The sequence below is a fragment of the Sphingomonas adhaesiva genome (genome assembly GCF_002374855.1).
Lineage (GTDB): Bacteria > Pseudomonadota > Alphaproteobacteria > Sphingomonadales > Sphingomonadaceae > Sphingomonas > Sphingomonas adhaesiva.
Genome location: NZ_NWVC01000008.1, coordinates 114,715 through 138,189, shown reverse-complemented (window position 1 = coordinate 138,189; position 23,475 = coordinate 114,715). Strand labels below are relative to the sequence as shown.

Sequence of the window (23,475 nt, the reverse complement as noted above, 5' to 3'; positions counted from 1 at the left end):
GTTGCCCCCTTGCCGGGGCGCGATCGCCCCCTTCGCCGGCAAGGACGATCGACGGCGCGGTTTCCTTATGGCCCGATGACGATCCGGTCGTTTTCGACGTGCGAGCGCGTGCCGAGCGTCAGCGCGACGGTGCGCGCGAACCCTTCGGGATCGTCGTTGCGGAACGCGCCGTGCAGCGGCTCGCGCGCCAGCGCCGCGTCGGCGACGACGATCGGGCGGCGGTTGTAGCGGTTGATGGCGGCCACCGCGCTGGCCAGCGACTGACCCTGCAACTCCAGCCGCCCGTCGCGCCAGTCCAGCGCGCGTGCCATGGCATCGGCGGACAGCCGGTCGGTGCTGGCGGCATCTCCGGCGCGGAAGCGCCCGCGCTCGCCCGCACGCAGCCGCGCCGGACGCAGGGCGCCGGTCACCTCCACGATCCCCTCGGTAACCAGTACCTCGACGCCGTCCTCCCGTGCGACGGAGAAGGCGGTGCCCATGGCGCGGATACGGATGCCCGCCGCCTCCACGACGAACGGTCGCGCCGGATCATGCGCGACGCGGAACAGCGCCCGCCCCTGGTCCAGGCGCAGGTCGCGCACGGCGGCGGAAAAGCGCGGCGTCACGCGAGTGGCGGTGTCCAGCACGACGCTGGACCCGTCGTCCAGCGGGGTCTGGCGAATTTCCCCGATGCCGGTGGCCAGCGACGGGACGGGGCGCAGCGCGATCGCAAGCCCGGCAAGCCCGCAGGCCGCGCCGCCGGCCAGCAGGGCGCGGCGGCCAAGCGTACGCGGGGGCAGTCTGACGGGCGCCGCGGGCACGACGTCGTCCATCGGCGGCCTTGCCAGCGCGGCGAGCGCCGCCTGTGCCCGTACCAGCGCGCCGCGATGCCGCGGATCGGCCTCGAGCCAGCGGTCCAGGTCCGCCGCGGGCGCCGTCGGCAAGGCGCCGCCAGCCAGCCGCGCGGCCCATTCCGCCGCGCGGGCGTCGCGTTCGTCACGCGCGTCGGCGGGTGGCCGTTCCACCGGCTAGCGTCTCGCCATCGGCGCGCATCGCCGACATGAGGTGACGGATCGCCTTTGCCGCATCATTTTCGACCACACCTTCGCTGACGCCCATCCGGTGCGCGATCTCTCTTTGCGAGAGACCTTCGATCCGCCGCAACCGGAAAATCTCCCGGCAGCGGGCAGGCAATCCGGTCAGCACCGCGGCGACCATCGACAATTGCCGGCGGGCGTCTGCGACGCGTTCGGGATCGGCGCGCTCGTCAATGATGGATGACGCCTGCGTTTCCGTCAGCATGTCGAACCGCACCACCTTCTGCCGGCGGAACGATTCGCGGCGCAGGTTCTGGATGATGCGGACGAAATAGGCGCGCGGCGAAGCGATATGGTCGGTCGACGCCAGCTCGCCGAGCCGGCAATAGGCGTCCTGGATCAGATCGTCGGCCTCGTCAGGCGAGGCGCCGCCGGCAATCAGCCAGCGTCGTACCCCCGCCTCGTGCGGCAGGATATGCGTCGCCAGCCAATCGATCGTCGTGGGTGTCGCGCCCGCCATGAGTCCCCCCTGGACCAGCGGCGCTGTGGCGAACGGCGGTTGCGGCATGATGACAGTCGCGACGCGGCCGGCCGGAGAAAGCGCGGCGGCGCGGCGGGCCTGCGGCGGTTAGGGGTCAGCCCGCGCCCTCGACCCGTTCCGCCAGTTCCAGCCAGCGCATTTCCGCCGCGTCCTTTTCGTCGCGCAGCACGGCGATCTCCTTCGTCAGCCGGTCGAACGCCGCCGGATCGCGGGTGTAGAGTGCCGGGTCGGCCAGGCGCTCCTCGCGCGCGGCGACGTCGCGGTCGATCGCCTCGATCCGGGCCGGCAGCAGATCGTAGTCGCGCTGGTCCTTGAAGCTCAGCTTGACGCGCGTCGGGGCGGGCGGCGGCGGGGCGGCGGGCGCCTTCGACGCGGCGGGCCTGCGCGCGTCGGGGCGGCGCTGGCGCTTGGCTTCCCAATCCTCGTATCCGCCTGCGACGACGTCGACCGTCCCCGATCCATCGAGGCCCAGCGTCACCGTCACCGTGCGGTCCAGGAAGTCGCGGTCGTGGCTGACGATCAGCACGGTGCCGCCGTAATCGGCGATCACCTCCTGCAACAGGTCGAGCGTTTCGAGGTCGAGGTCGTTGGTCGGCTCGTCCAGTACCAGCAGGTTCGATTCGCGCGCGAACTCGCGGGCCAGCAGCAGCCGCGAGCGTTCGCCGCCCGACAGCGTCCCCACCTTTGCCTCCGCCAGCGACGGATCGAACAGGAATTCCTTGAGATAGCCGTGCAGGTGCTTGCGCACGCCCAGCACGTCGATCCACTCGCCCCCGTCGGCCAGCACGTCGCGCACCGTCTTCTGCGGCGCCATCAGGCTGCGCTGCTGGTCGATGACGATGCCGTCCAGCGTCTTCGCGCGCTTCACCGTGCCGCTGTCCGGCACCAGCTCCCCGGTCAGCAGCCGCAACAGCGTCGTCTTGCCCGCGCCGTTGCGCCCGACGATGCCGATCCGGTCGCCGCGCGCGACGCGCAGGGTCAGGTCGCGGATGATCGTGCGCTCGCCATAGCTTTTCGTCACATGCTCGACGTCGATCACCACCTTGGTCTTCACGTCGTCGGCCGCCACCTGCAACGCGGCGGCGCCCTGCGGGCCGATCATCGCGGCGCGGGTCGCCCGCATCTCCTTCAGCTTGGCCAGCCGCCCCTGGTTGCGCCGCCGCCGCCCGGTGACGCCGCGTTGCAGCCAGTGTTCCTCGATCTTCAGCTTGGCATCGAGGCGCGCGGCATTGCGCTCCTCCTCGGCATAGACCTGCTCGGTCCAGGCGTCGAACCCGCCGAAGCCGACCTCCGCCCGGCGCAGCAGCCCGCGGTCCAGCCACAAGGTCTGCCGCGTCAGCCGCGTCAGGAAGGTACGGTCGTGGCTAATGACGACGAACGCGCCCGTGAACCGCTTCAGCCAGTCCTCCAGCCATTCGATCGCCGCGATGTCGAGGTGGTTGGTCGGCTCGTCCAGCAACAAGACGTCCGGGTCCATCGCCAGCGCGCGGACGATCGCGGCGCGGCGCCGCTCGCCGCCCGACGCGGTCGCCGCCTCGCGCGACAGGTCGATCCCCAGCTGGTCGGCGATCGCCGCGGCCTCATAGGCGGCGGGTGCGCCGGCGCCGGCCAGCACATATTCCTCCAGCGTGGCGAAGCCGGCGACGTCGGGGTCCTGCTCCAGCATCACCACCTTGGTGCCCGGCACGATCGTGCGCCGCCCCTCGTCGGCGTCGATCGCGCCGGCGATCAGCTTCAGCAGCGTCGATTTGCCCGCGCCGTTGCGCCCGATCAGCGCCAGCCGGTCGCGTGCGCCGACGAACAGATCGAGGTGGCGGAACAGCCAGCCCGCGCCCTGGACCAGTCCCAGATCCTCATATGCCAATATCGGTGCAGCCATGGCGCGGCACCTAGGGAACCGGCGGGATGGCGGCAAGTTGCATGGTCGGGTTGCGGGGGCCTGACACCGTCATTCACAGGCTGTTCAATCCCTTCGCGCTATGCCAGCACAGGTGAGAATGCTGCTTCGCCTCCTTTCGACCGGCCCGGTCGTCCTACTCCCGGTGGTTGCCGCGCCCGCGCTGGCCGTGCCCGCCGAACAGGCGCACGACGGGCTGGCCGCGCGGCAGGCGACGCGCGACGGCCGCATCCTGCCGTTGCCCGAGATCGAGCGCCGGGTGGTGCCCACGATGAAGGGCGCGCAATATATCGGCGTCGACCTGGAGATGCCCAGCGGGGTGTACACGCTCAAGTTCCTGCGCGACGGCAACGTCATCTGGGTCGACGTGGACGGGCGGACGGGGCAGGTGATCGGCCGTACCGGCCACTGACGATACGAAGGACAGGGAGACCCACATGCGCGTGCTCATCGTCGAGGACGAGCCGAACCTCGGCCAGCAGCTGAAATCCACGCTGGAGGGCGCCGGCTACGCCATCGACCTCGCCACCGATGGCGAGGAGGGGCATTTCCTCGGTTCGACCGAAAACTACGACGCGATCGTCCTCGACCTGGGCCTGCCGGAGATCGACGGGCTGACCGTGCTCGACCGCTGGCGCAAGGAGGGGAAGGTCACCCCGGTGCTGGTGCTGACCGCGCGCGACAGCTGGTCTGACAAGGTCGCCGGGCTGGATGCGGGCGCCGACGATTATGTCGCCAAGCCGTTCCAGACCGAGGAGCTGATCGCCCGCCTGCGCGCCCTGATCCGCCGCGCATCGGGCAATGCCTCGTCCGAGCTGACCGCGGGCGACGTGCGGCTGGACACGCGATCGGGCAAGGTCACCCGCGCCGGCGAGCCGGTGAAGCTGACCGCGCAGGAATACAAGCTGTTGTCCTACCTGCTCCACCACAAGGGCAAGGTGGTGAGCCGCACCGAATTGATCGAGCATATCTACGATCAGGATTTCGACCGCGATTCGAACACGATTGAGGTGTTCGTGACGCGCATCCGCAAGAAGCTGGGTCAGGACGTCATCACCACCATCCGCGGGCTAGGCTACAGCCTGGAAGATCCGGACGCCTGACGCGGTGACCGATTCGGGCGCGATCGAGCCGGCGGGGCTGCGCGCGCGCGGCTCGCTGTCGCGGCGCATGATCCTGATCGCGGCGTTGTGGATCAGCGTGCTGCTGGGCGCGGGCGGGTTCGCGCTCGACCGCGTGCTGGTGGCGGCGGTGACCACCAATGCCGACGACCAGCTGGAATATGTACTGCGCTCGCTGCTGGTGTCCGCCGAGATCGACACCGCGGGGGAGGTGACGTTCAACCGCGAACCCGCCGACCAGCGTTTCCTGGAGCCGTATTCGGGCCTCTACTGGCAGGTGTCGGCACCGGGGCATGAGGTGTTCCCGTCGCGCTCGCTGTGGGATCGGCAGATCGCCTATGGCGCGCAGCACGACGACCGCGGCGTTCACATCTACGACAGCAAGCAGTTCGGCGACGAGAAGCTGCGCATCGTCGAGCGCGACGTCAAGCTGCCGGGATCGCCGGTGCGCTGGCGGTTCCAAGTGGCGGCCAGCCGCGAGGCGCTGGACGCGCAGATCACCGTGCTGCGCCGGACGCTGGTGCGCAGCTTCGTGTTGCTGGGCGTCGGCCTCATCATCCTGGCGGCGTTGCAGACGCTGTACGGCCTCTGGCCGCTGCGCAAGGTGCGGATGGAGATCGCCAAGATGCGCGCCGGCCGCACCAACCAGATCGCCGGCGACATGCCGCGCGAGGTGATGCCGCTGGTCGAGGAGGTGAACGCGCTGGTCGCGCATAACGAGACGCAGGCCGAGGAGGCGCGCCGCCACGCCGGCAACCTCGCCCATGCGCTCAAGACCCCGCTGACCGTCATCATGAACGCCGCGACCGCGCAGTCGGACGACCTGGCCGACACCGTGGTGCGTGAGGCGCGGACGATGCGGCGGCAGGTCGACCACCATCTGGCGCGCGCGCGCGCGGTCGGCCGGCGCGGCTCCGCGCACAGCCGTGCCCAGGTGTGGCCCAGCGTCGAATCGGTCGAGCGCGCGGTCCGCCGCCTCTACCCGCATGTGCGCGTCGACATGGACGGGCCGAAGGATCTGGTCGCGCATATCGAGCGGCAGGACCTGGACGAGATCATGGGCAATCTGGTGGAGAACGCCGCGAAATACGGCGGCGGCAGCGTGTTCGTCACCGTCGCGGCGCAGGCCGGGTTCGTTGAGATCATGGTCGAGGACGACGGTATGGGCATCCCCGAGGCGGACCGCATCCGCATCTTCGACCGCGGGGTGCGGCTCGACACCGGGAAGCCGGGCACGGGGCTGGGCCTCGCTATCGTGCGCGACGTTGCCGAAATCTACGACGGGACGGTGTCGCTGGAGGAGAGCGAGGACCTCGGCGGGCTGCTGGTGCGCCTCCGCCTGCCGATGGCGGGGTGACGTCGGGCCGTCGTGACGGACCCGTTCCGGTGGCCACCGAACTCGGCCGGGGCAGCGGCGGAACCCACGCCGCCATGCCGGATCGAGTCCGGCATGACGAAGGGGGGCAGGCGCCGGGCTTACCGCTCGTTCAGGTAATAGCGGTCGGTCGCGTTGAGGTCCGCGTCCAGTTCGTAGACGATCGGCTGGCCGGTGGGGATTTCCAGCCCGGTGATCTCGTCGTCCGAAATGTGCGACAGGTGCTTCACCAGCGCGCGCAGCGAATTGCCGTGCGCGGAGATCAGCACGCGCTGCCCGTCCTTCAGCGCCGGGGCGATGCGGCCCTCCCAATAGGGCAGCACGCGCGCGATCGTGTCCTTCAGGCTCTCGGTCGCGGGCACCGCGATTCCGGCGTAGCGGCGGTCGCCCGACAGGTCGAACTCGCTGCCTGCCTCGATCGGCGGTGGCGGGGTGTCGAAGCTGCGGCGCCAGATGTGCACCTGTTCGTCGCCATGCTTCGCCGCGGTCTGCGCCTTGTCCAGCCCGGTCAGCCCGCCGTAATGCCGCTCGTTCAGGCGCCAATCCTTCTCGACCGGCAGCCACAGCCGCCCCATCGCCTCCAGCGCGAGGTTCAGCGTCTTGATCGCGCGCGTCTGCAGGCTGGTGAAGGTCTGGTCGAAATCCAGCCCCTTCGCCGCCATCAGCTCGCCCGCCGCGCGCGCCTCGGCCGCGCCCTTTTCGGTGACGTCGACGTCCCACCAGCCGGTGAAACGGTTTTCGAGGTTCCAGGCGGACTGGCCGTGGCGGATCAGGACGAGCGTGGGCATCAGTTTTCCTCTAGAATCAGCATGAAGAACTGGTTGTGCGGACTGGCCGCGTAATCGCCGAACGGCGCGCAGGGCACGAACCCGGCGCGCCGGTACAGCGCCAGCGCCGCGTCATAGGCGGGCGTGGTGCCGGTTTCGAGATAGAGGCGGGCGTAGCCGCGTGCGCGGGCGGTGGCGATGATCTGCGCCAGCGCGGCATGGCCGGCGCCGCGGCCGCGCGCGGCGGCCGTGCTGCGCATCGACTTCACCTCGCCGCTGGTGGCGTCGAGCTGTTTCAACGCGCCCATCCCGGCCAGCGTCTCGCCGTCCCACACGGAGAAGAAGGTGACGTCGGCCGCGGAAAGCCCCTCCGCGCCCAGCGCGAAGGCGAAGCCGGGGGGCGTGTTGCCGTGCTGGTCGGCGACATGCTCCGCCAGCAGCGGCGCCACCGCGGGGTTGGTCGGATCGTCGATACGCACCTGCATTCGCTTGCCCCCCTTCGCCGCCCCGTCTAGCGAAAGGTGACGCGCAGACAAGTCGCGCACACAGGCCGCGCAGGCGGGCGGGAGAGGACGAGTGACGGTACAGCGCCGCACGATCGTATATGACGGGCCGGGCGGTCCGTTCGAGGGCGTGTTCGCCTGGGACGATGCCGACGGCGGGCCGCGCCCCGGCATTCTGGTGATCCCCAATGTCCTTGGGCAGAAGGAAGCCGACAACCGCAAGGCCGAGGATCTCGCCGCGCTCGGCTATGCCGCGTTCGCCTGCGACGTGTTCGGGCAGGGGCGCCGGGCCGAGCGCGGCGAGGGCTACAGCCGCTACATGGACGAGATGAACGCCGATCGGGCACTGCTGCGCGACCGGCTCGCCGCCAGCCTTTCCGCACTGCGCGCGCAGGAGGATGTCGATGCCGCGAAGGTGGCGGCGATCGGCTTCTGCTTCGGTGGCAAATGCGTGCTGGACATGGCCCGAGCCGGGCTGGACGTGCTGGGCGGGGTCAGTTTCCATGGCGTCTACGACCGGCCCGATTATGCGACGACCACGCCGGTCACGATGAAGCTGCTGGTGTGCCACGGCTGGGACGACCCGCTGGCGCCGCCCGACGCACTCGTCGGGCTGGGACAGGAACTGACCGAAGCCGGGGCGGACTGGCAGGTTCATGCCTATGGCCACGCCGGACATGCCTTCACGGACATGTCCGCAACGGCCACGGGGATCCCGGGGATTGCCTATGAACCGCGCGCCGAGCGCCGCAGCTGGCAGGCGATGCGCGATTTCCTGAAGGAGCTGTTCGCATGAAGACGCGCGTGACCGAGATGCTGGGCATCGAAAAGCCGATCATTCAGGCCGCGATGGGCTGGATCGCGCGGTCGCAGCTGTCCTCCGCGGTGTCGAACGCCGGCGGCATGGGGATCATCGAAACGTCGTCCGGCGAACTGGACGCGGTACGTGCCGAGATCGTCAAGATGCGCGCGCTGACCGACAAGCCCTTCGGCGTGAACGTGGCGCAGGCGTTCGTGCGCGATCCGTCGATCGTGCAGTTCGTGATCGAACAGGGGGTGCGGTTCGTCACCACCTCCGCCGGCGATCCGATGAAATATACCGCGATGCTCAAGGACGCCGGGCTGACCGTGTTCCACGTCGTCCCCAACCTGGCGGGCGCGCTGCGCGCGGTCGAGGCGGGGGTCGACGGGCTGATCGTCGAGGGCGGCGAGGGCGGCGGGTTCAAGAACCCGAAGGACGTGTCGACGATGGTGCTGGTGCCGCAGGTGGTCGCCGCGGTCGACGTGCCGGTCGTGGCCGCCGGCGGCATCGTCGACGGGCGCAGCATGGCGGCGGCGTTCGCATTGGGCGCGGAGGGGGTGGTGATGGGCACGCGGATGCTGACCGCCGCCGAATGCCCGGTCCACGACAATTGGAAACAGGCGATCCTGTCCGCCGATGCGACCGACACGGTGTTCCTGAACCGCGCCGGCCCCGGCCCGGCGCTGCGCGCGCTGCGCACCGAGCGCACGACGCGGATCGAGAAGGAGGGCGCGCCCGGCGGCATCTTCGCCGAATTCGCCGATACGCAGGCGGTCTATTTCGGCGGCGACCTGGAGGCCGGCGTGGCGCTGACCGGGCAGGTCGCGGGGCGGATCGATTCGGTGATGCCGGTCGCGCAGATCTTCGAGGAGACGATGCGCGATTACGACGCGGTGGTGGCGCGCCTGCCGCGGTAGGGGCGCGCGCCCCTCGCGCAGGCCGTCACCCCGGACCTGTTCCGGGGGCCACCGTCTCGCGAGATCGGTCGCGTCGGATCACGCGGTGCGGTGGATGCCGGAACAGGTCCGGTATGAGGGGAGGGGTATCGCGGATGCCGTCCCCGGCCCCCTCATGCCGGATCGTCCTTATCCCCGCGCCGCCGCCTGATGATGGCGAATCACCTCGTCGATGATGAAGCGCAGGAATTTTTCGGAGAATTCCGGGTCCAGCTCGGCTTCCTCGCTCAGCGCGCGCAGCCGGGCGATCTGCGCTTCCTCGCGCCCCGGATCGGCGGGGGGCAGGTTGGCGGTCGCCTTGTACGCACCGACCGCCTGCGTCACCTTGAACCGTTCCGCCAGCAGGCACACCAGCGCGGCATCGATATTGTCGATGCTCTTGCGGTACCGTTTCAGCACCTCGTCCGTCATCCGCGCCTCATCCCCGTCATCGGTCAACGGGCGCTTCCATGCGGCGACCGGCGGAGATGGGCAAGCCCGCGCTTGCCTTGCGCGCCGCCTCGACCGTAAGGGCAGGGCAGATGAGCGTCACCCTTCACCGCTTCGCCGGCCACGCGCCCTCGCTCGACCCGATGATCGGGTTGGTCGCGCGCGACATGGATTCGGTCAACGACGTGATCGTGGACCGGATGCGGTCCGAGATCCCGCTGATTCCCGAACTCGCCGGGCATTTGATCGCCGGCGGGGGCAAGCGCCTGCGCCCGATGCTGACGCTCGCCAGTGCGCGGCTGCTGGGCTATGGCGGCGATCGCCACCATTTGCTCGCTGCGGCGGTGGAGTTCATCCATACCGCGACGCTGCTCCACGACGACGTGGTCGACGGGTCGGACCTGCGCCGCGGGCGGCGCACCGCCAACATCATCTGGGGTAATCCCGCCAGCGTGCTGGTCGGCGATTTTCTGTTTTCCCGCTCGTTCGAGCTGATGGTCGAAAGCGGCAGCCTGCGCGCGCTGGAGATTCTGTCGAACGCATCCGCAGTGATCGCAGAGGGCGAGGTGAATCAGCTGACCGCGGTCAGGCGCGTCGACCTGGCCGAGGAACGCTATCTCGACATCATCGGCGCGAAGACCGCGGCGCTGTTCGCGGCGGCGTGCCGCGTTGCCGCGGTGGTGGCGGATCGCCCCGCGGACGAGGCCGCGCTCGACGCCTATGGCCGCAACCTGGGCGTGGCGTTCCAGCTGGTCGACGATGCGATCGACTATACCAGCGACGCGGGCACGATGGGCAAGGACGCGGGCGACGATTTCCGCGAAGGCAAGATGACGCTGCCGGTGATCCTGGCCTATGCCCGCGGGGACGAGGCGGATCGCACCTTCTGGCGCGATGCGGTGGAGGGGCGCCGCTCGGGCGATGCCGATTTCGCGCACGCCGTCGATCTGGTGCGCCGCACGCGCGCGGTCGAGGATACGTTCGCGCGCGCGCGCCATTACGGGCAGCAGGCGATCGACGCGCTGGCGGCGTTCGACGATGGCGCGGCGAAGGATGCGATGGTCGAGGCGGTGGAGTTCGCGGTCGCGCGCGCCTACTGACCGGGCGCGGCTATACCCGCGCCGGATCGGCCAGTTTGCACCCGGCGTCATGATCGCCGGTCTCGATCTGGATCGTCGCATGGCCGATGCCGAAGCGGTGGTGCAGCATGTCCTGCGTTTCGCCCAGGAAAGCATCGCCCGGATGCCCGGCGGGGATCAGCAGATGCGCGGTCAGCCCCGGTTCGGTCGTGGACATCGGCCAGATGTGCAGATCATGCACCGCGGTCACCCCCGGCAGCGCCGCCAGCGCGTCGTGCACCCCGTCATAATCGATGCCGCGCGGCACCGCGGCCAGCGCCATTTCCACGGTTTCGCGCAGCAGCCCCCAGGTCTGCCAGAAGATCAGCGCCGCGATCACCAGGCTGACCACCGGGTCCAGCCACGCCGCCCCGGTCGCCCAGATCGCGATGCCCGCCGCGACCACCCCGGCCGAAACGACCGCGTCCGACAGCATGTGCAGATAGGCACCGCGGATGTTGACGTCGCCCTTGCGCCCGCGCGCGAACAGCCAGGCGGTGACCGCGTTCACCGCGATGCCGATCCCGGCAACGATCGCCACGTCCAGCCCCTGTACCGGCGCGGGATCGCCCAGCCGCTGGATCGCCTCCAGCGCGATCGCGCCGATCGCCACCAGCAGCAGCAGCGCATTGGCGAGAGCGGCCAGGATCGTCGATCCCTTCAGCCCATAGGTAAACCGCTTCGACGGCGCGCTGCGCGCCAGCGCCGCGCCGCCCCAGGCGATCGCCAGCCCCAGCACGTCGGACAGATTGTGTCCCGCATCCGCCAGCAGCGCGACCGATCCCAGCACGAAGCCGGCCGCCCCCTCCGCCACGACGTAGAACAGGTTGAGCGCGATGCCGATCGCGAAGGCGCGGTCCCAGTTTTCCGGCGGGGCGTGATGCGCATGGTCGTGCCCGTGCGAATGCCCGTGCGAGTGGCTGTGCCCGTGCGAGTGCCCGTGGGAGTGATCGCGCCCGTGATGGTGGTGATGACCGTGCGCCATGGCGCGCCTCTACCACCGCCGCGGCGGGAGATACTAGCGCATGGACCTGCCCCAAAACCCTTTCCTTCGCGGGCAATCTAAGTCAGTCTCATCAGGCACCCGCGATGACGGTGTATGGGGAGAGGATGAGGATGCGCAGATGCGTGGGGCCGCTGCTGGCCATGACGATCCTGGCGGGCTGCGGCAGCGGCCAGCGCGACGCGGCGGCGCCCGCCGCCACCGCGACCAGCGGCGTGGGAAAGGTGGACGCCGCGCTGCTGACCACCGGCGGCGACGGCAGCGACTGGGCGATGACCGGGTTCAATTACCAGGAACAGCGCTTCTCCCCGCTCAGCCAGGTGAACGCCGGCAATGTCGGGCAGCTGGGGCTGGCCTGGTTCGCGGACATGCCCGACGCGCGCGGGCAGGAAGCGACCCCGGTGGTGGTCGACGGCAAGCTGTTCGTCACCGGCCCCTGGTCAAAGGTGTTCGCCTATGACGCCGCGACCGGCGCCAAGCTGTGGGAATATGACCCGAAGGTCGATCCGCAGAAGGGCGTGCAGGCGTGCTGCGACGTCGTCAACCGCGGCGTCGCGGCGTGGAAGGGGCAGTTGTTCGTCGGCACGCTCGACGGGCGGCTGATCGCGCTCAACGCCGAAACCGGCACGCCCAATTGGTCGGTGCAGACCACCGACAACAGCAAGCCCTATACGATCACCGGCGCGCCGCGCGTGGTGAAGGACATGGTGCTGATCGGCAACGGCGGCGCGGAATTCGGCGTGCGCGGCTATGTCACTGCCTATGACGTGGCGACGGGGGCGCAGAAATGGCGCTTCTACACCGTCCCCAACCCCACCGGGGCGAAGGACGGCGCGGCATCCGACGCGGCGATGGCGAAGGTGGCGCCGACCTGGTCCGCCAACGGCCAGTGGAAACAGTCCGGCGGCGGCGGGACGGTGTGGGATTCGATCGTCTACGACGCGGAACTGGACCAGCTGTACCTGGGCGTCGGCAACGGCAGCCCATGGAACCACGGGCTGCGCAGCGAAGGACAGGGGGACAATCTTTTCCTGTCCTCGATCGTCGCGCTGAAGCCGGAAACCGGCCAGTATCTGTGGCATTATCAGGAAACGCCCGCCGAAACCTGGGACTTCACCGCCACCCAGCCGATCGTGCTGGCGACGCTGACGATCGGCGGGCAGCCGCGCAAGGTGCTGATGCAGGCGCCGAAGAACGGCTTCTTCTACGTCGTCGATCGCACCAACGGGCGGCTCATCAACGCCGGCCAGTTCATTCCGGGGGTCAATTGGGCGACCGGATACGACATGAAGACCGGGCGGCCGATCGAGAATCCGGCGTCGCGCTATTACCGCACCGGCAAGCCGTTCCTGGCGTTGCCCTCGGCGATCGCGGCGCACAACTGGCAGCCGATGGCGTTTTCGCCGCAGACCGGGCTGGCCTATATCCCCGCGCAGACGGTCGGCTCGGCCTATCTCAACCCGTCCTCGCCGCTCGACCAGCGCAAGGCGATCGGCTTCAACGTCGGGCAGGATCTGGGCAATGCCATGTATCCGCGCGACGCCGCCGCGGTGAAGGGGATGATCGCCAGCGCCACCGGATCGCTGGTGGCGTGGGATCCGGTCGCCAACAAGCCGCGCTGGAAGGTCGATTACCCGACGTCGTGGAACGGCGGCACCATGGCCACCGCCGGCAATCTGGTGTTCCAGGGCACGTCGCTGGGCGAATTCCGCGCCTATGCCGCCGATACCGGCAAGCAATTGTTCGCGTTCCCGGCGGGCACCGGGATCATGGCGGGTGCGGCGACCTATATGGTCAAGGGCAAGCAATATGTCGCGGTGCTGGCCGGGCGCGGCGGCGCGCTGCCGCTGTCGATCGGCTATGCGATCGGCAAGGCGCGCGACGTGCCCAATAATCCGCGGCTGCTGGTGTTCGCGCTGGGCGGCAAGGCCGCGCTGCCGCCGTCGCCGGGCGCGACGCCCGCCGCGCCCGTTCCGCTGCCCGATGATAAGGCGCCGCCCGAACAGGTGGCGCAGGGCAAGCTGCTGTTCGGCCGCTATTGCCAGGTGTGCCACGGCGCCAGCGCGATGGGCGGCGGGGTGCTGCCCAACCTCCAGAACTCGCCCGTGCTGTCGGATGCCGATACGTGGAAGTCGATCCTGATCGACGGCGCGTTGAAGGAACGCGGGATGGTCAGCTTCGCGCGGGTCATCACCCCGGAACAGGCGCAGGCGATCCGCCACTATGTCATCGACGAGGCACGCTGGGCACGCGCCAACCTGGGCGATGGCGCGGCGGCCAAGGGCGCCCGGAAGCCCTGATCCGGCCGGCGGGAGGGGACGGGCGCCGCCCCCTCCCGCGCGGTCGTCCGGTCAGAAGCCGCGACGCAGCGTCACGAACCACTGGCGCGGCGCGCCGGTCAGCAGCGTCTGGTTGTCGCCGCTGGCGGTGTAGCCGTTGGTGCCGATCGTCGAGATATATTGCTTGTCGGTCAGGTTGGTCACGCTCCCCTCGATCGCGAAGCCACGGAGGAAGCCGGAGCCGTCGCCGAAACGGAAGCCGATGCTGGCATCGACCAGCACGCGCCCGTCGACCGACTGGTCGTTGAGGTAGGTGAAATACCGCTTCGACAGATAATCCGCGCCGACCCGGCCGAACACGCGGCTGTCGTCATAGACGATCTCGCCCTTGGCCATATGCTCGGGCGTGTCGACCACGGTCTTGCCCTTGGTCGCGGTCAGGATCGTGCCCGCGGCGTTGACGACGTTATCCTGATAGGTCGCCTTGTTGTACGAATAGCTGGCGAACACCGTCAGCGGGCGCATGACGCGGTAGAAGGCCGACACTTCCGCGCCATAGCTTTCGACGTCGCCGGCGTTGTTCAGCGTCGGCGGGTTGCCCTGGATGCCCGATCCGTTGGCGAAGGTCAGCAGGCGGTCGGCGAAGTGGATGTAATAGCCCGCCGCCGACAGCTGCAGCCCGCCGCTGCGCAGGCGCACGCCGCCTTCGCCGGTCTTCGACGTTTCGGGCTTCAGCGTGTTGCGGATGCCGTCGAACCCGGCCTGGGTCGTCGCGAACGGCCCGCTGGTGGCCGAGGAAACGAACGCGCGCATGTTCTCGGTATAGCTGGCGAACACCTCCGCGCCGCCGCCCAGGTGGAACACCGCGCCCACCTGCGGCAGGAACCAGTCGCGCGACTGGATGCGGCCCGACACCAGCGACCCGGTGCGCAGCGTCGCCTGGTTGCGGACCTGCATCCCCTTCCACCCGCCGCTCAGCGTCAGCCGGTCGAGCGTCAGCGTGTCGGCGACGTGATACTGGATCGTCTCGGTATCGTACTTGCCGTTCCACTGGGTGAAGAACGGGTCGCTCTGGAAATCGCGCGCGTTGCGGTTGGGCGTCGCGGCGCTGGTCATCCCGTAGAAGCGGCGCGCCTGGTTGAACGTATTGGTTTCGTACCAGCCGCCCACGTCCAGCCGGTTCGCCCCCATGTCGAGCGCCAGGTTGGTGAGGTTGCCGGCGCGACGGATGCTGTATTCGGTGGTGCGGAACGACAGCGGCGATGCCGCCGACAGCGTGCCGCCGTTGCCGTCCGGAACGCCGGCGGGCGAGCCGACATAGGGCGTGATCCACGAACCCTGGCCACGGTTCTTGTGCCCGTAGCTGGTCGACACGATCGACAGCGCGTCGGTCAGCTTCGCATCGAAGGTGATTCCGCCCAGCCAGTCGCGGCGCACGCCGGCCGCGTCGTAATAGGCATCGTCGACCGTGCCGATGCCGGCCGGGAAGGTGAGGCCGGCGTTCGGATAGGGCAGGGCGGCATTGGCATTGCCCGCACGCGCGGCCTGGTTCTGGTAGATCTGTCCGATCTGCAGCGCGAGCGGATAGTCGTTCGAGATATTGTCGGCATAATAGCCGCGACGGCGCAGAATGTCGTAGCTGAGGTCCTGATAGTCGTTCTCGCGCCGGTCGGAGAAGTTCAGGAACGCGGTGATCGCGCCGCGATCGCCGATATCCTTCACCAGCTTGGCATTCGCCTGGTGCTGGCGCTGCACGCCATAGCCCTTCCACTTGTCGGTGGTGAGGAAGCCGTAGCTGATATAGCCCTTCAGCCCGTCGGCGATATCGCCGGTGTCGATGCGCGCGAACGCGCGTATCGTGTCGTTGCTGCCATAGGTGCCCGATGCGACGATATCGGCGTCATTCGACGGCGCGCGGGTGACGAATTGCAGCGTGCCGCCCAGGTTGCTGGTCGATGCGGTGCCCAGCGCGCCGGCGCCCTGCGCCACGGTGGTGCTGGCGAGGTTTTCGGAGATCGCCGCTCGGCTGATGTGCAGGCCGTTGACGTTGCCGTAGCTCATGTCGCCCAGCGGCACGCCGTCCAGCGTGAAGCCCAGCTGGTTCTGGTTGAACCCGCGCAGCGAGATGCGCGTCGACCATTCATAGGCGCCGAACGCGTCCGCCGACTGGAAATTGACGCCCGGCAGTTTCGCCACCGCCTTCAGCGGGGACGTGCCCGGGGTCAGCCGCTCCAGATCGGCGGCGGTCACGGTCTGCACCTGCCGCGCCTGGCCGAACCCCAGCACGACGATGTCGCTATTCTCCCCGGCGGCCGGCTGGTCGGCGGCGGCGGTCGGCGCGGGCGCTTCCTGCGCAGCGACGGCGGTTGCGGTGAACAGCAGCGCGGTGGCGCCGGCGAGCAGCATGAACTTGGTCGTCATTATCTTATGTTTCCCCCGGAACAGGTTCGGGGGCGCCGGTGCCGATGTTTCGGGTCAGGGCGATGACGGTTCGGTTGCGGTTTCGTAACGGACCATCGCGCTGCCGCGCGCCGATCGCCCCGGCGCGGCGAATCGCGCGTCGGTGATGCGCCGGGGCCACATCGGCGGGCACAAAAAAGGCCGCGGCGCCCCCCGGTGCCGCGGCCTTTCCTGTTCCCCGGACACGCCGGGGGAAAACGGTGGTCGCGTCAGGCGACGGCGACGATCTCTTCCGGCTCGCGCAGCACGTAGCCGCGGCCCCACACGGTCTCGATGTAGTTTTCGCCCTCGCAGGCCGTGCTCAGCTTCTTGCGCAGCTTGCAGATGAAGACGTCGATGATCTTCAGTTCCGGCTCGTCCATCCCGCCGTACAGGTGGTTGAGGAACATTTCCTTGGTCAGCGTGGTGCCCTTGCGCAGCGACAGCAGCTCCAGCATCGCATATTCCTTGCCGGTCAGGTGCACGCGCGCGCCGTCGACCTCGACCGTCTTGGCGTCCAGGTTGACCGACAGCTTGCCGGTCTTGATGACCGACTGCGAATGGCCCTTCGAACGGCGGACCACGGCGTGGATGCGCGCGATCAGTTCTTCGCGGTGGAACGGCTTGGTCACGTAATCGTCGGCGCCGAAGCCGAAGCTGCGGACCTTCGAATCCATCTCGTTGATGCCCGACAGGATCAGCACCGGGGTCTGCACGCGTGCGACGCGCAGCTTCTTGAGCACGTCATAGCCGTGCATGTCCGGCAGGTTGAGGTCGAGCAGGATGATGTCGTAATCGTACAGCTTGCCCAGATCGAGGCCTTCCTCGCCCAGGTCCGTCGAATAGACGTTGAACCCTTCGGTCGAGAGCATCAGCTCGATAGCCTTGGCGGTGGTCGGCTCGTCCTCGATCAGCAGAACGCGCATAGGTGCAGTCCCCCGGTTCGCAAGCGCGGCACCACCCTGTCGGCCCGCCTCACCAGATATCCATTTACCAAACCGCTTCTGAACGCAAAAGGTTAATTTCGACTTAAGCCAATGATTCCGGCGAGTCGTCACCCGAATCTGATTTGAGTTCTTTGGCCGGCGCATCCCGCGGGGTGCCCTTGGCGGTGAACAGGCGGCGTTCGCGGGTGGGCGGGATGTCCTCGCCCAGTACCTCGCGCAGGTACAGGCTGCGCACCAATGTGTAGGTAACGACCAGGATTCCGCCGGAGAAAAACAGCCCGAACACGCCGAACACCGCGCCCGTGCCGATGATCGCGAACAGGCTGAGCGCGGGCGGGATCGCGATCACCCGCCCGGTGACATAGGGGGTGACCAGGTTGGTCTGCACGATGCGCACCAGCGCGAACGTCGCCAGCGCGCCCAGCAGCGGTTCCGTCCCCGCGGTCGCGGCCAGCCCCAGCGCGGGCAGCATCGCGGCGAGCGGGCCGACATAGGGAATGAACTCCGATATCCCCGTCAGCAACCCCAGCAGCGCGGCGGACGGCACCCCCGCGATCCACAGGCCGATGCCCACCATCGTGCCCATCGCGGTCATCTGGATCAGCTGCGCGCGCAGCCACAGCAGCAGCGTGGAGCCGACGTCGCCCAGCGCATCCTCCACCGCGGCACGCTTCGACGGCGGGATCAGCAGCAGGAAGCCGCGTTCGTACACCTTGGGGTCGACCGCGAAGAAGATCGCACCGAACAGCACGATGAACGAATTGAGGAACAGCTGCCCCGCGCCGCGCACGATCTGGCCGATGTCCTGCGCCACGCGGCTGCCGGCGAAGGCGGCGCGCACCGCATCGACCACCTTGGCGCCCACCGGGCTTTGCGATAGATAATCGTCCAGTTGGTCGATCAGGCCCGGCAGCGCGACGACCAGCGTGTTCACCTGCGCGCGGAATTCGACGCCGAACAGCCACACCATCAGCGCGATGAACCCCAACACCGACAGGATCGCGGCGATCAGCGCCGGGCGCTTGGGAAGGCGCGCGTGGTTTTCGTACAGGTCCGCCAGCGCGTGGATGACGATCGCGATCAGGATCGACCCGAACGCGAGGATCAGCAGATGCTGCGCCAGGTACAGCGCGGCGACGACCGCGACGATGACGATCAGCCACAGGACCCGGCGCAGGAAGCGCGCATCCGAATCGTCGGGGGCCAGGCGGTTCATGCCGCGGGGCGGGCGGATCGTTTCATGCGCGGCACAACGCACATCATCGCAAAAGGACGCGCGCAGCGGCGCGGGTTATTGCAGCGCGATCGCGCCCGGCCACCAGCCGATCAGCGCGGCATAATCCTGCGGCGGGGTGGGCAGCGCCAGCCGCGCCAGCGTGGCGGTGACGACGACCACCGCCAGCGGCACGAAGGCGCGCCGCGGCACCGCCCGGTCCGCCAGCAGCACCCCCGCCAGCGCGGTCGCGATCATCGGCCACAGGTGGTAGCGCAGGTCGGACGCGATCGAGACCGCGACGAAGCTGGCCTCCAGCGCGATCGCCGACGCCAGCAGCGCCGCTGCCAGATCGCGCGCCGGGGCGGCGGGGCGCCGCCATGCCGTCCACGCCAGCCCGGCGGCCAGCGCCAGCCACGCGATCGGCCAGCCCAGCGGGGTTTCCACCAGCCATGCCGCGATCGCCTGCCAGCGATGCATCGCCGCGCCCCCGGCGGTGGGCAGGCCGACCGCGTTCGGCTCGCCCCAGGCGGGGGGATCGGCGAAGGGCAGGTGCGCGGGCACGATCCACCGCTCGGTCATGTTCCAATGGGCGGCGCGATGCGACAGATACGCCAGCGGATGGCGCGCCGCGCTGATCGCCAGCCGCGGATAGAGCGTGGCGGGCGGCTGCCCCCACAACCGGCGGGTCACCGGGCCGCAGTGCGCGTCGTCGCCGATCGAATCCCAGAACAGCGGCGACACGCAATGCCGCGCCGCCATCACGCGCGCGGCTTGCGCCGACAGCCCGGTACCGTCGTTGCCGCCGGTGCGCACCGCAATGCCGGCCAGATCGTAGAAGGGTTGCGTCTTCTGCACCCCGCTCGGCCGCGTCGCGCCCAGCAGGTGGCGGTTGACCGGCCCCGACAGCGCCAGCCCGGCCGCAAGGATCAGCACCCCGGCGATCGCGCGATGGCGCATCCTTGGCAGCGGCAGCAGCATGGCGATCAGCGGCGCCAGCGCGAACACCGCATTGGCGCGCAGCAGCATGGCATAGGCCAGCAGCACCGCCGCGGCGATGCCCGCGCCCCACGGCACCGCGCGCCCCCGCAGCCGCCAGAACGCGGTCAGCCCGACCGCGGCCAGCGTCGCGCCGACGAACTGCGTGTCCTTCACGACGACGCCCTGCCACCCCAGGAAAGGCGGCAGCGCCGCCACCGCCAGCGTCGCCCAGCCGGCGCGCGCGCGTCCGCGCCGGGCGAGCGCCGTGGCGATCAGCCCGATCGCCAGCCAGTAGAGCGCGAGCTGCAGCGCCAGCAGCGGCGCCAGGTCGTGGCGCCACGCCAGCGTCGCTTCCCACAATCGCGCCAGCGCCGGGGGATGCCAGTCGTCCAGCCGCCCCGCGACGATCTGTTCGTACTGGCGCAGGACGTCATATTCGACGATTCCCGGCCAGAACACCGCCAGCGATGCCGCGAACAGCGCGGCGGCGGCAGCGGCGGGGGCCGCCGCACCGCCGCCCGCCGTCCGAAGAACCCGCGTCATCGCTTGCCGTCCCCCCGATGCGGCACCCCCGCCGCCGCCGCCGCGTCAGATGTGCAGCGCGCGGCCGTAGGCGCCCAGCACGCTTTCGTGCATCATCTCGCTGAGCGTCGGGTGCGCGAACACCGTCTCCATCAGCTCATGTTCGGTCGTCTCCAGCTGGCGCGCGACGACATAGCCCTGGATCAACTCGGTCACTTCCGCGCCGACCATGTGCGCGCCCAGCAATTCGCCGGTCTTCGCATCGAACACGGTCTTCACGAAACCGTCCGCCTCGCCCAGCGCGATCGCCTTGCCGTTGCCGATGAACGGGAATTTGCCGACCTTGACGTCGCGGCCCTGCTCCTTGGCCTTCGCCTCGGTCAGGCCGACGCTGGCGACCTGCGGGCGGCTGTAGGTGCAGCCGGGGATGTTCCACGTCTCGAACGGATGGGGGTTCTGGCCGGCGATCTTCTCGATGCACACGATGCCTTCGTGGCTCGCCTTGTGCGCCAGCCACGGCGCGCCGGTGACGTCGCCGATCGCATAGATGCCCTCGACGTTGGTGCGCCCGAAACCGTCGACCTTGATATGCCCGCGCTCGGTGGCGACGCCCAGCGTCTCGAGCCCGATCTCCTCGGTGTTCGGCACGATGCCGATCGCGACGATGACGTGGCTGTATTCCTCGGTCGTGCTCTTGCCGTCCTTGCCCTTGATCGTCGCCTTCACCGCATTGGCGCCGCTGTCGATCTTCTCCAGCGCAGCGCCGGTGACGATCTTGATGCCGTCCTTGGTCAGGCGCTTCTCCATGAAGGCGCTGACCTCCTCGTCCTCGACGGGCAGGATCCGCGGCAGCATCTCGACGATCGTCACATCGGTGCCCATGTCGTTGTAGAAGCTGGCGAACTCCACCCCGATCGCGCCCGATCCGATCACCAGCAGCTTGGTCGGCATCACCTCGGGCACCATCGCGTGGCGGTACGTCCAGATGCGCTTGCCGTCGGCCTTGGCGAACGGCAGGTCGCGCGCGCGCGCGCCGGTGGCGATCAGGATGTGCTTGGCCGAAAGCTCGACGGTCTTGTCGCCCTGCCTGACGGACAGCTTGCCCTTGCCGGCCAGGCTGCCGAACCCTTCGACCACCGTGACCTTGTTCTTCTTCATCAGCCCCTTGACGCCGGCGTTCAGCGTTCCGGCGACCTTGCGGCTGCGCTCGACGATCTTGGTGAGGTCGAAGCCGACATTGTCCGCCTTCAGCCCGTAGTCGGCGGCATGGGTCATATAGTGATAGACCTCCGACGTGCGCAGCAGCGCCTTGGTCGGGATGCACCCCCAGTTCAGGCAGATGCCGCCCAGCCGCTCGCGCTCGACGATCGCGGTCTTCAGGCCCAGCTGGCTCGCGCGGATCGCGGCGACATAGCCGCCGGGGCCGGAGCCGAGCACGATCAGGTCGTAGGTGTCAGCCATTTCAAAACTCCCGGGCCGCAGCCCTGTGTGTCATCGCATAACCGGCGCGGCGCGGGTCGCGCGCGCCGGGTGAAAGCTCACGCCGCCGGCGGTACGTCGCGCGGGCGGCGGTTCTCGTCGATCGCGACGAAGGTGAAGCGCGCCTCGGTCACCTTGCGCGATTCCTCGCCATGGCGGTCGCGCGCCCAGCTTTCGACCTGGATCGCCATCGACGTGCGGCCGATCTTCTCGATCTGCGCATAGACCGACACTTCGTCGCCGACATGGACGGGGGCGTGGAAATGCATCCCGTCGGTGGCGATCGTCACCGCCCGCCCGCGTGACCGGCGCGCGGCGACCAGCCCCGCGGCCGAATCCATCAGGCTCATCAGCCACCCGCCGAAAATGTCGCCATAGGCATTGGCGTCGGCGGGCATTGCGCTGACCCGGATCGTCGGCGAGCGCTCGGGCGGGAGTGCGGCATCGGTCATGCCGCCCCCCCGCCGCGCTGCACCCGCCCGACGTCGCGCGCGCCCAGTACGCCGACCACCACCAGGGTGGCCGCGCCGATCAGCCAGATCGTATCCGCGCCCTGCGGATAGCTCCAGGCCGCGCCCTGGAAGACCAGCGCGGTGATCCCGAAGCCCAGCACGGTCCATGCGATCTCGCGCTTTTCGGCGGAGAGCTGCATCTGCGCCATCGCGGCCCGCCTCAGGCGAGCATCGACAGCGGGTTTTCGACCAGCGTCTTGAACGCCTGCATCAGTTGCGCACCGTCCGCGCCGTCGATCGCGCGGTGATCGAAGCTGCCCGTCGCGCTCATGATGCTGGCGACGCCCAGCGAGCCGTCCGGCATCACCCACGGGCGCTTGTCGCCCGCGCCGATCGCCAGGATCATGCCCTGCGGCGGGTTGATGACCGCTTCGAACTGCTTGATCCCGAACATGCCCATGTTGCTGAGCGATGCGGTGCCGCCGGTGAATTCCTCCGGCTTCAGCTTTTTGTCACGCGCGCGGGCGGCCAGATCCTTCATCCGCGTCGAGATGCTGGACAGCGACGCGCTGTCCGCCTCGGTGATGACGGGGGTGATGAGGCCTTCGGGCGTCGACACCGCGACTGAGATGTCGGCACGGTGGAAGCTGACCAGCTGGTCGGGCGTGAACATCACGTTGCACTTGGGCACCTGGATCAGCGACACCGCCAGCGCCTTGATGAGCAGGTCGTTGACCGACAGCTTGACGCCGCGCGCTTCCAGCCCGGCGTTCAATTCGCCGCGCAGCTTCAGCAGCTTGTCCAGCTGCACATCCACCGTCAGGTAGATGTGCGGCACCTGCTGCTTCGATTCAGTCAGGCGGCGCGCGATCGTCTTGCGCATGTTGCTGAGCTTGGTCGTCTCGTGCGGGATGTCCGGCACCTGCGCGGGCTTCGGCGCAGCGGCGACGGCGGGCGCCTCGGCCGGGGCCGCGGCAGCGGTGGCGGCCGGCGCGGCGGCGCCCGGCTGCGCCTTCTCCACGTCCGCCTTGACGATGCGGCCGTTCGGGCCGGAGCCGGTGACGCCGGACAGGTCGACACCCTTGTCGGCGGCGATGCGGCGCGCCAGCGGGCTGGCCTTCACGCGCTCGCCATCCTGATGCGCGGCGGCCGGCGCCGGAGCGGGCGCGGGGGCAGGGGTCGCCGGCTTCTCTTCCCTGGCGACCGCGGCGTCGGCGGGCTTGCCGTGATCGGCGTCGGCGGGGGCAGCGGCGGGCGCCCCCTCCTTCGTCGCGGCGGGCTGCGGCGCCGATTCCTCGTCCTCGCCCTCCAGCAGCGCGATCACCGCGCCCACCTTCACGCCGTCGGTGCCCTCGGCCACCATGATCTTGGCGATGCGGCCTTCGTCGACCGCCTCGAACTCCATCGTCGCCTTGTCGGTCTCGATCTCGGCCATGATGTCGCCGGACTTCACCTCGTCGCCTTCCTTGACGAGCCATTTGGCCAGCGTGCCCTCCTCCATCGTCGGGGACAGGGCAGGCATCTTGATTTCGATGGGCATCGTGATCCTCGAAAGGCTCCTGGGGAATGCGCCGTCTGTCGCGGACACGCGCTATGCGGTCAAGCCCGTCTGCCCCTTGGCGTGCGTCGCGGCGG

At 69.2% G+C, this 23,475-nt stretch carries 22 protein-coding genes; 7 read left to right on the top strand and 15 right to left on the bottom strand.

The genetic code is table 11. The annotated features are described in order from the left end of the window. Positions 1-65 precede the first annotated feature (65 nt). The 3 genes from COA07_RS14940 to COA07_RS14930 all read right to left on the bottom strand — a co-directional run bounded on the left by COA07_RS14940 (position 66) and on the right by COA07_RS14930 (position 3,436). Positions 66-1,004: a FecR family protein gene (locus COA07_RS14940; protein ID WP_096641296.1), complete on the bottom strand. Its 939-nt coding sequence runs from the start codon at positions 1,002-1,004 to the stop codon at positions 66-68. Beyond that, positions 976-1,536: an RNA polymerase sigma factor gene (locus COA07_RS14935; RefSeq protein ID WP_169924242.1), complete on the bottom strand. Its 561-nt coding sequence runs from the start codon at positions 1,534-1,536 to the stop codon at positions 976-978. The genes COA07_RS14940 and COA07_RS14935 overlap by 29 nt, the downstream gene beginning before the upstream one ends. Positions 1,537-1,651: 115 nt before the next feature. Continuing rightward, complete coding sequence (locus tag COA07_RS14930; RefSeq protein WP_096641294.1) at positions 1,652-3,436, bottom strand: ABC-F family ATP-binding cassette domain-containing protein; 1,785 nt, start codon at positions 3,434-3,436, stop codon at positions 1,652-1,654. A gap of 118 nt (positions 3,437-3,554) precedes the next feature. Here COA07_RS14930 and COA07_RS14925 point away from each other — a divergent pair, with 118 nt between their 5' ends. The 3 genes from COA07_RS14925 to COA07_RS14915 all read left to right on the top strand — a co-directional run bounded on the left by COA07_RS14925 (position 3,555) and on the right by COA07_RS14915 (position 5,932). Further along, positions 3,555-3,866: a hypothetical protein gene (locus tag COA07_RS14925; RefSeq protein WP_096641293.1), complete on the top strand. Its 312-nt coding sequence runs from the start codon at positions 3,555-3,557 to the stop codon at positions 3,864-3,866. Positions 3,867-3,891: 25 nt separating this feature from the next. Continuing rightward, positions 3,892-4,557 (top strand): response regulator transcription factor, encoded by a 666-nt coding sequence (locus tag COA07_RS14920; protein WP_066709293.1) that lies wholly within the window; start codon positions 3,892-3,894, stop codon positions 4,555-4,557. 67 nt (positions 4,558-4,624) lie between these two features. Continuing rightward, positions 4,625-5,932: a sensor histidine kinase gene (locus tag COA07_RS14915; protein ID WP_066709302.1), complete on the top strand. Its 1,308-nt coding sequence runs from the start codon at positions 4,625-4,627 to the stop codon at positions 5,930-5,932. A 119-nt stretch (positions 5,933-6,051) separates the two neighbouring features. Here COA07_RS14915 and gpmA read toward each other — a convergent pair whose 3' ends face one another. Further along, positions 6,052-6,738 (bottom strand): 2,3-diphosphoglycerate-dependent phosphoglycerate mutase, encoded by a 687-nt coding sequence (gene gpmA / locus COA07_RS14910; RefSeq protein WP_066709290.1) that lies wholly within the window; start codon positions 6,736-6,738, stop codon positions 6,052-6,054. Then, positions 6,738-7,202, bottom strand: coding sequence for a GNAT family N-acetyltransferase (locus COA07_RS14905; RefSeq protein ID WP_066709287.1), 465 nt, complete (start codon positions 7,200-7,202; stop codon positions 6,738-6,740). The genes gpmA and COA07_RS14905 overlap by 1 nt, the downstream gene beginning before the upstream one ends. A gap of 91 nt (positions 7,203-7,293) precedes the next feature. On the opposite strand from COA07_RS14905, the gene COA07_RS14900 reads away from it, so the two are divergent. Then, positions 7,294-8,016, top strand: a complete 723-nt coding sequence (locus COA07_RS14900; protein ID WP_066709284.1) for a dienelactone hydrolase family protein — start codon at positions 7,294-7,296, stop codon at positions 8,014-8,016. Then, positions 8,013-8,939, top strand: coding sequence for an NAD(P)H-dependent flavin oxidoreductase (locus COA07_RS14895; protein ID WP_066709282.1), 927 nt, complete (start codon positions 8,013-8,015; stop codon positions 8,937-8,939). The genes COA07_RS14900 and COA07_RS14895 overlap by 4 nt, the downstream gene beginning before the upstream one ends. Before the next feature lie 168 nt (positions 8,940-9,107). Here the strand turns inward: COA07_RS14895 and COA07_RS14890 are convergent, their stop codons facing one another. Beyond that, on the bottom strand, positions 9,108-9,389 hold the full coding sequence (locus COA07_RS14890; RefSeq protein ID WP_066709279.1) for a chorismate mutase: 282 nt from the start codon (positions 9,387-9,389) through the stop codon (positions 9,108-9,110). Positions 9,390-9,499: 110 nt separating this feature from the next. Between COA07_RS14890 and COA07_RS14885 the strand changes: the two genes are divergently transcribed. Next, a complete protein-coding gene (locus COA07_RS14885) occupies positions 9,500-10,507 on the top strand; it encodes a polyprenyl synthetase family protein (protein ID WP_066709270.1) in 1,008 nt (335 codons plus the stop codon). Positions 10,508-10,517: 10 nt separating this feature from the next. On the opposite strand, the gene COA07_RS14880 is transcribed toward COA07_RS14885, so the two are convergent. Then, a complete protein-coding gene (locus COA07_RS14880) occupies positions 10,518-11,510 on the bottom strand; it encodes a cation diffusion facilitator family transporter (protein ID WP_066709267.1) in 993 nt (330 codons plus the stop codon). Positions 11,511-11,635: 125 nt separating this feature from the next. On the opposite strand from COA07_RS14880, the gene COA07_RS14875 reads away from it, so the two are divergent. Next, positions 11,636-13,828 carry a PQQ-dependent dehydrogenase, methanol/ethanol family gene (locus COA07_RS14875; protein ID WP_066709264.1) on the top strand — a complete coding sequence of 731 codons (2,193 nt, stop codon included), beginning with the start codon at positions 11,636-11,638 and terminating at the stop codon, positions 13,826-13,828. A 51-nt stretch (positions 13,829-13,879) separates the two neighbouring features. Here the strand turns inward: COA07_RS14875 and COA07_RS14870 are convergent, their stop codons facing one another. From COA07_RS14870 to COA07_RS14835, 8 genes are all read right to left on the bottom strand, one after another. Beyond that, positions 13,880-16,228, bottom strand: coding sequence for a TonB-dependent receptor (locus tag COA07_RS14870; RefSeq protein ID WP_066709261.1), 2,349 nt, complete (start codon positions 16,226-16,228; stop codon positions 13,880-13,882). 248 nt (positions 16,229-16,476) lie between these two features. After that, complete coding sequence (ctrA, locus tag COA07_RS14865) at positions 16,477-17,172, bottom strand: response regulator transcription factor CtrA (RefSeq protein WP_066709257.1); 696 nt, start codon at positions 17,170-17,172, stop codon at positions 16,477-16,479. Between the two features lie 103 nt (positions 17,173-17,275). Further along, complete coding sequence (locus COA07_RS14860) at positions 17,276-18,409, bottom strand: AI-2E family transporter (protein ID WP_066709254.1); 1,134 nt, start codon at positions 18,407-18,409, stop codon at positions 17,276-17,278. 75 nt (positions 18,410-18,484) lie between these two features. After that, positions 18,485-19,930: a hypothetical protein gene (locus COA07_RS14855; protein WP_245842178.1), complete on the bottom strand. Its 1,446-nt coding sequence runs from the start codon at positions 19,928-19,930 to the stop codon at positions 18,485-18,487. 45 nt (positions 19,931-19,975) lie between these two features. Then, entirely contained in the window at positions 19,976-21,370 is a 1,395-nt protein-coding gene (lpdA, locus tag COA07_RS14850; protein ID WP_066713302.1) for a dihydrolipoyl dehydrogenase, read from the bottom strand. A 77-nt stretch (positions 21,371-21,447) separates the two neighbouring features. Next, positions 21,448-21,840: an acyl-CoA thioesterase gene (locus COA07_RS14845; protein ID WP_066713299.1), complete on the bottom strand. Its 393-nt coding sequence runs from the start codon at positions 21,838-21,840 to the stop codon at positions 21,448-21,450. Continuing rightward, positions 21,837-22,049 carry a hypothetical protein gene (locus tag COA07_RS14840; protein WP_066713296.1) on the bottom strand — a complete coding sequence of 71 codons (213 nt, stop codon included), beginning with the start codon at positions 22,047-22,049 and terminating at the stop codon, positions 21,837-21,839. Before COA07_RS14840 ends, COA07_RS14845 begins: the two co-directional genes overlap by 4 nt. A gap of 11 nt (positions 22,050-22,060) precedes the next feature. Further along, on the bottom strand, positions 22,061-23,380 hold the full coding sequence (locus COA07_RS14835) for a pyruvate dehydrogenase complex dihydrolipoamide acetyltransferase (RefSeq protein WP_096641292.1): 1,320 nt from the start codon (positions 23,378-23,380) through the stop codon (positions 22,061-22,063). Between the last annotated feature and the right edge of the window lie 95 nt (positions 23,381-23,475).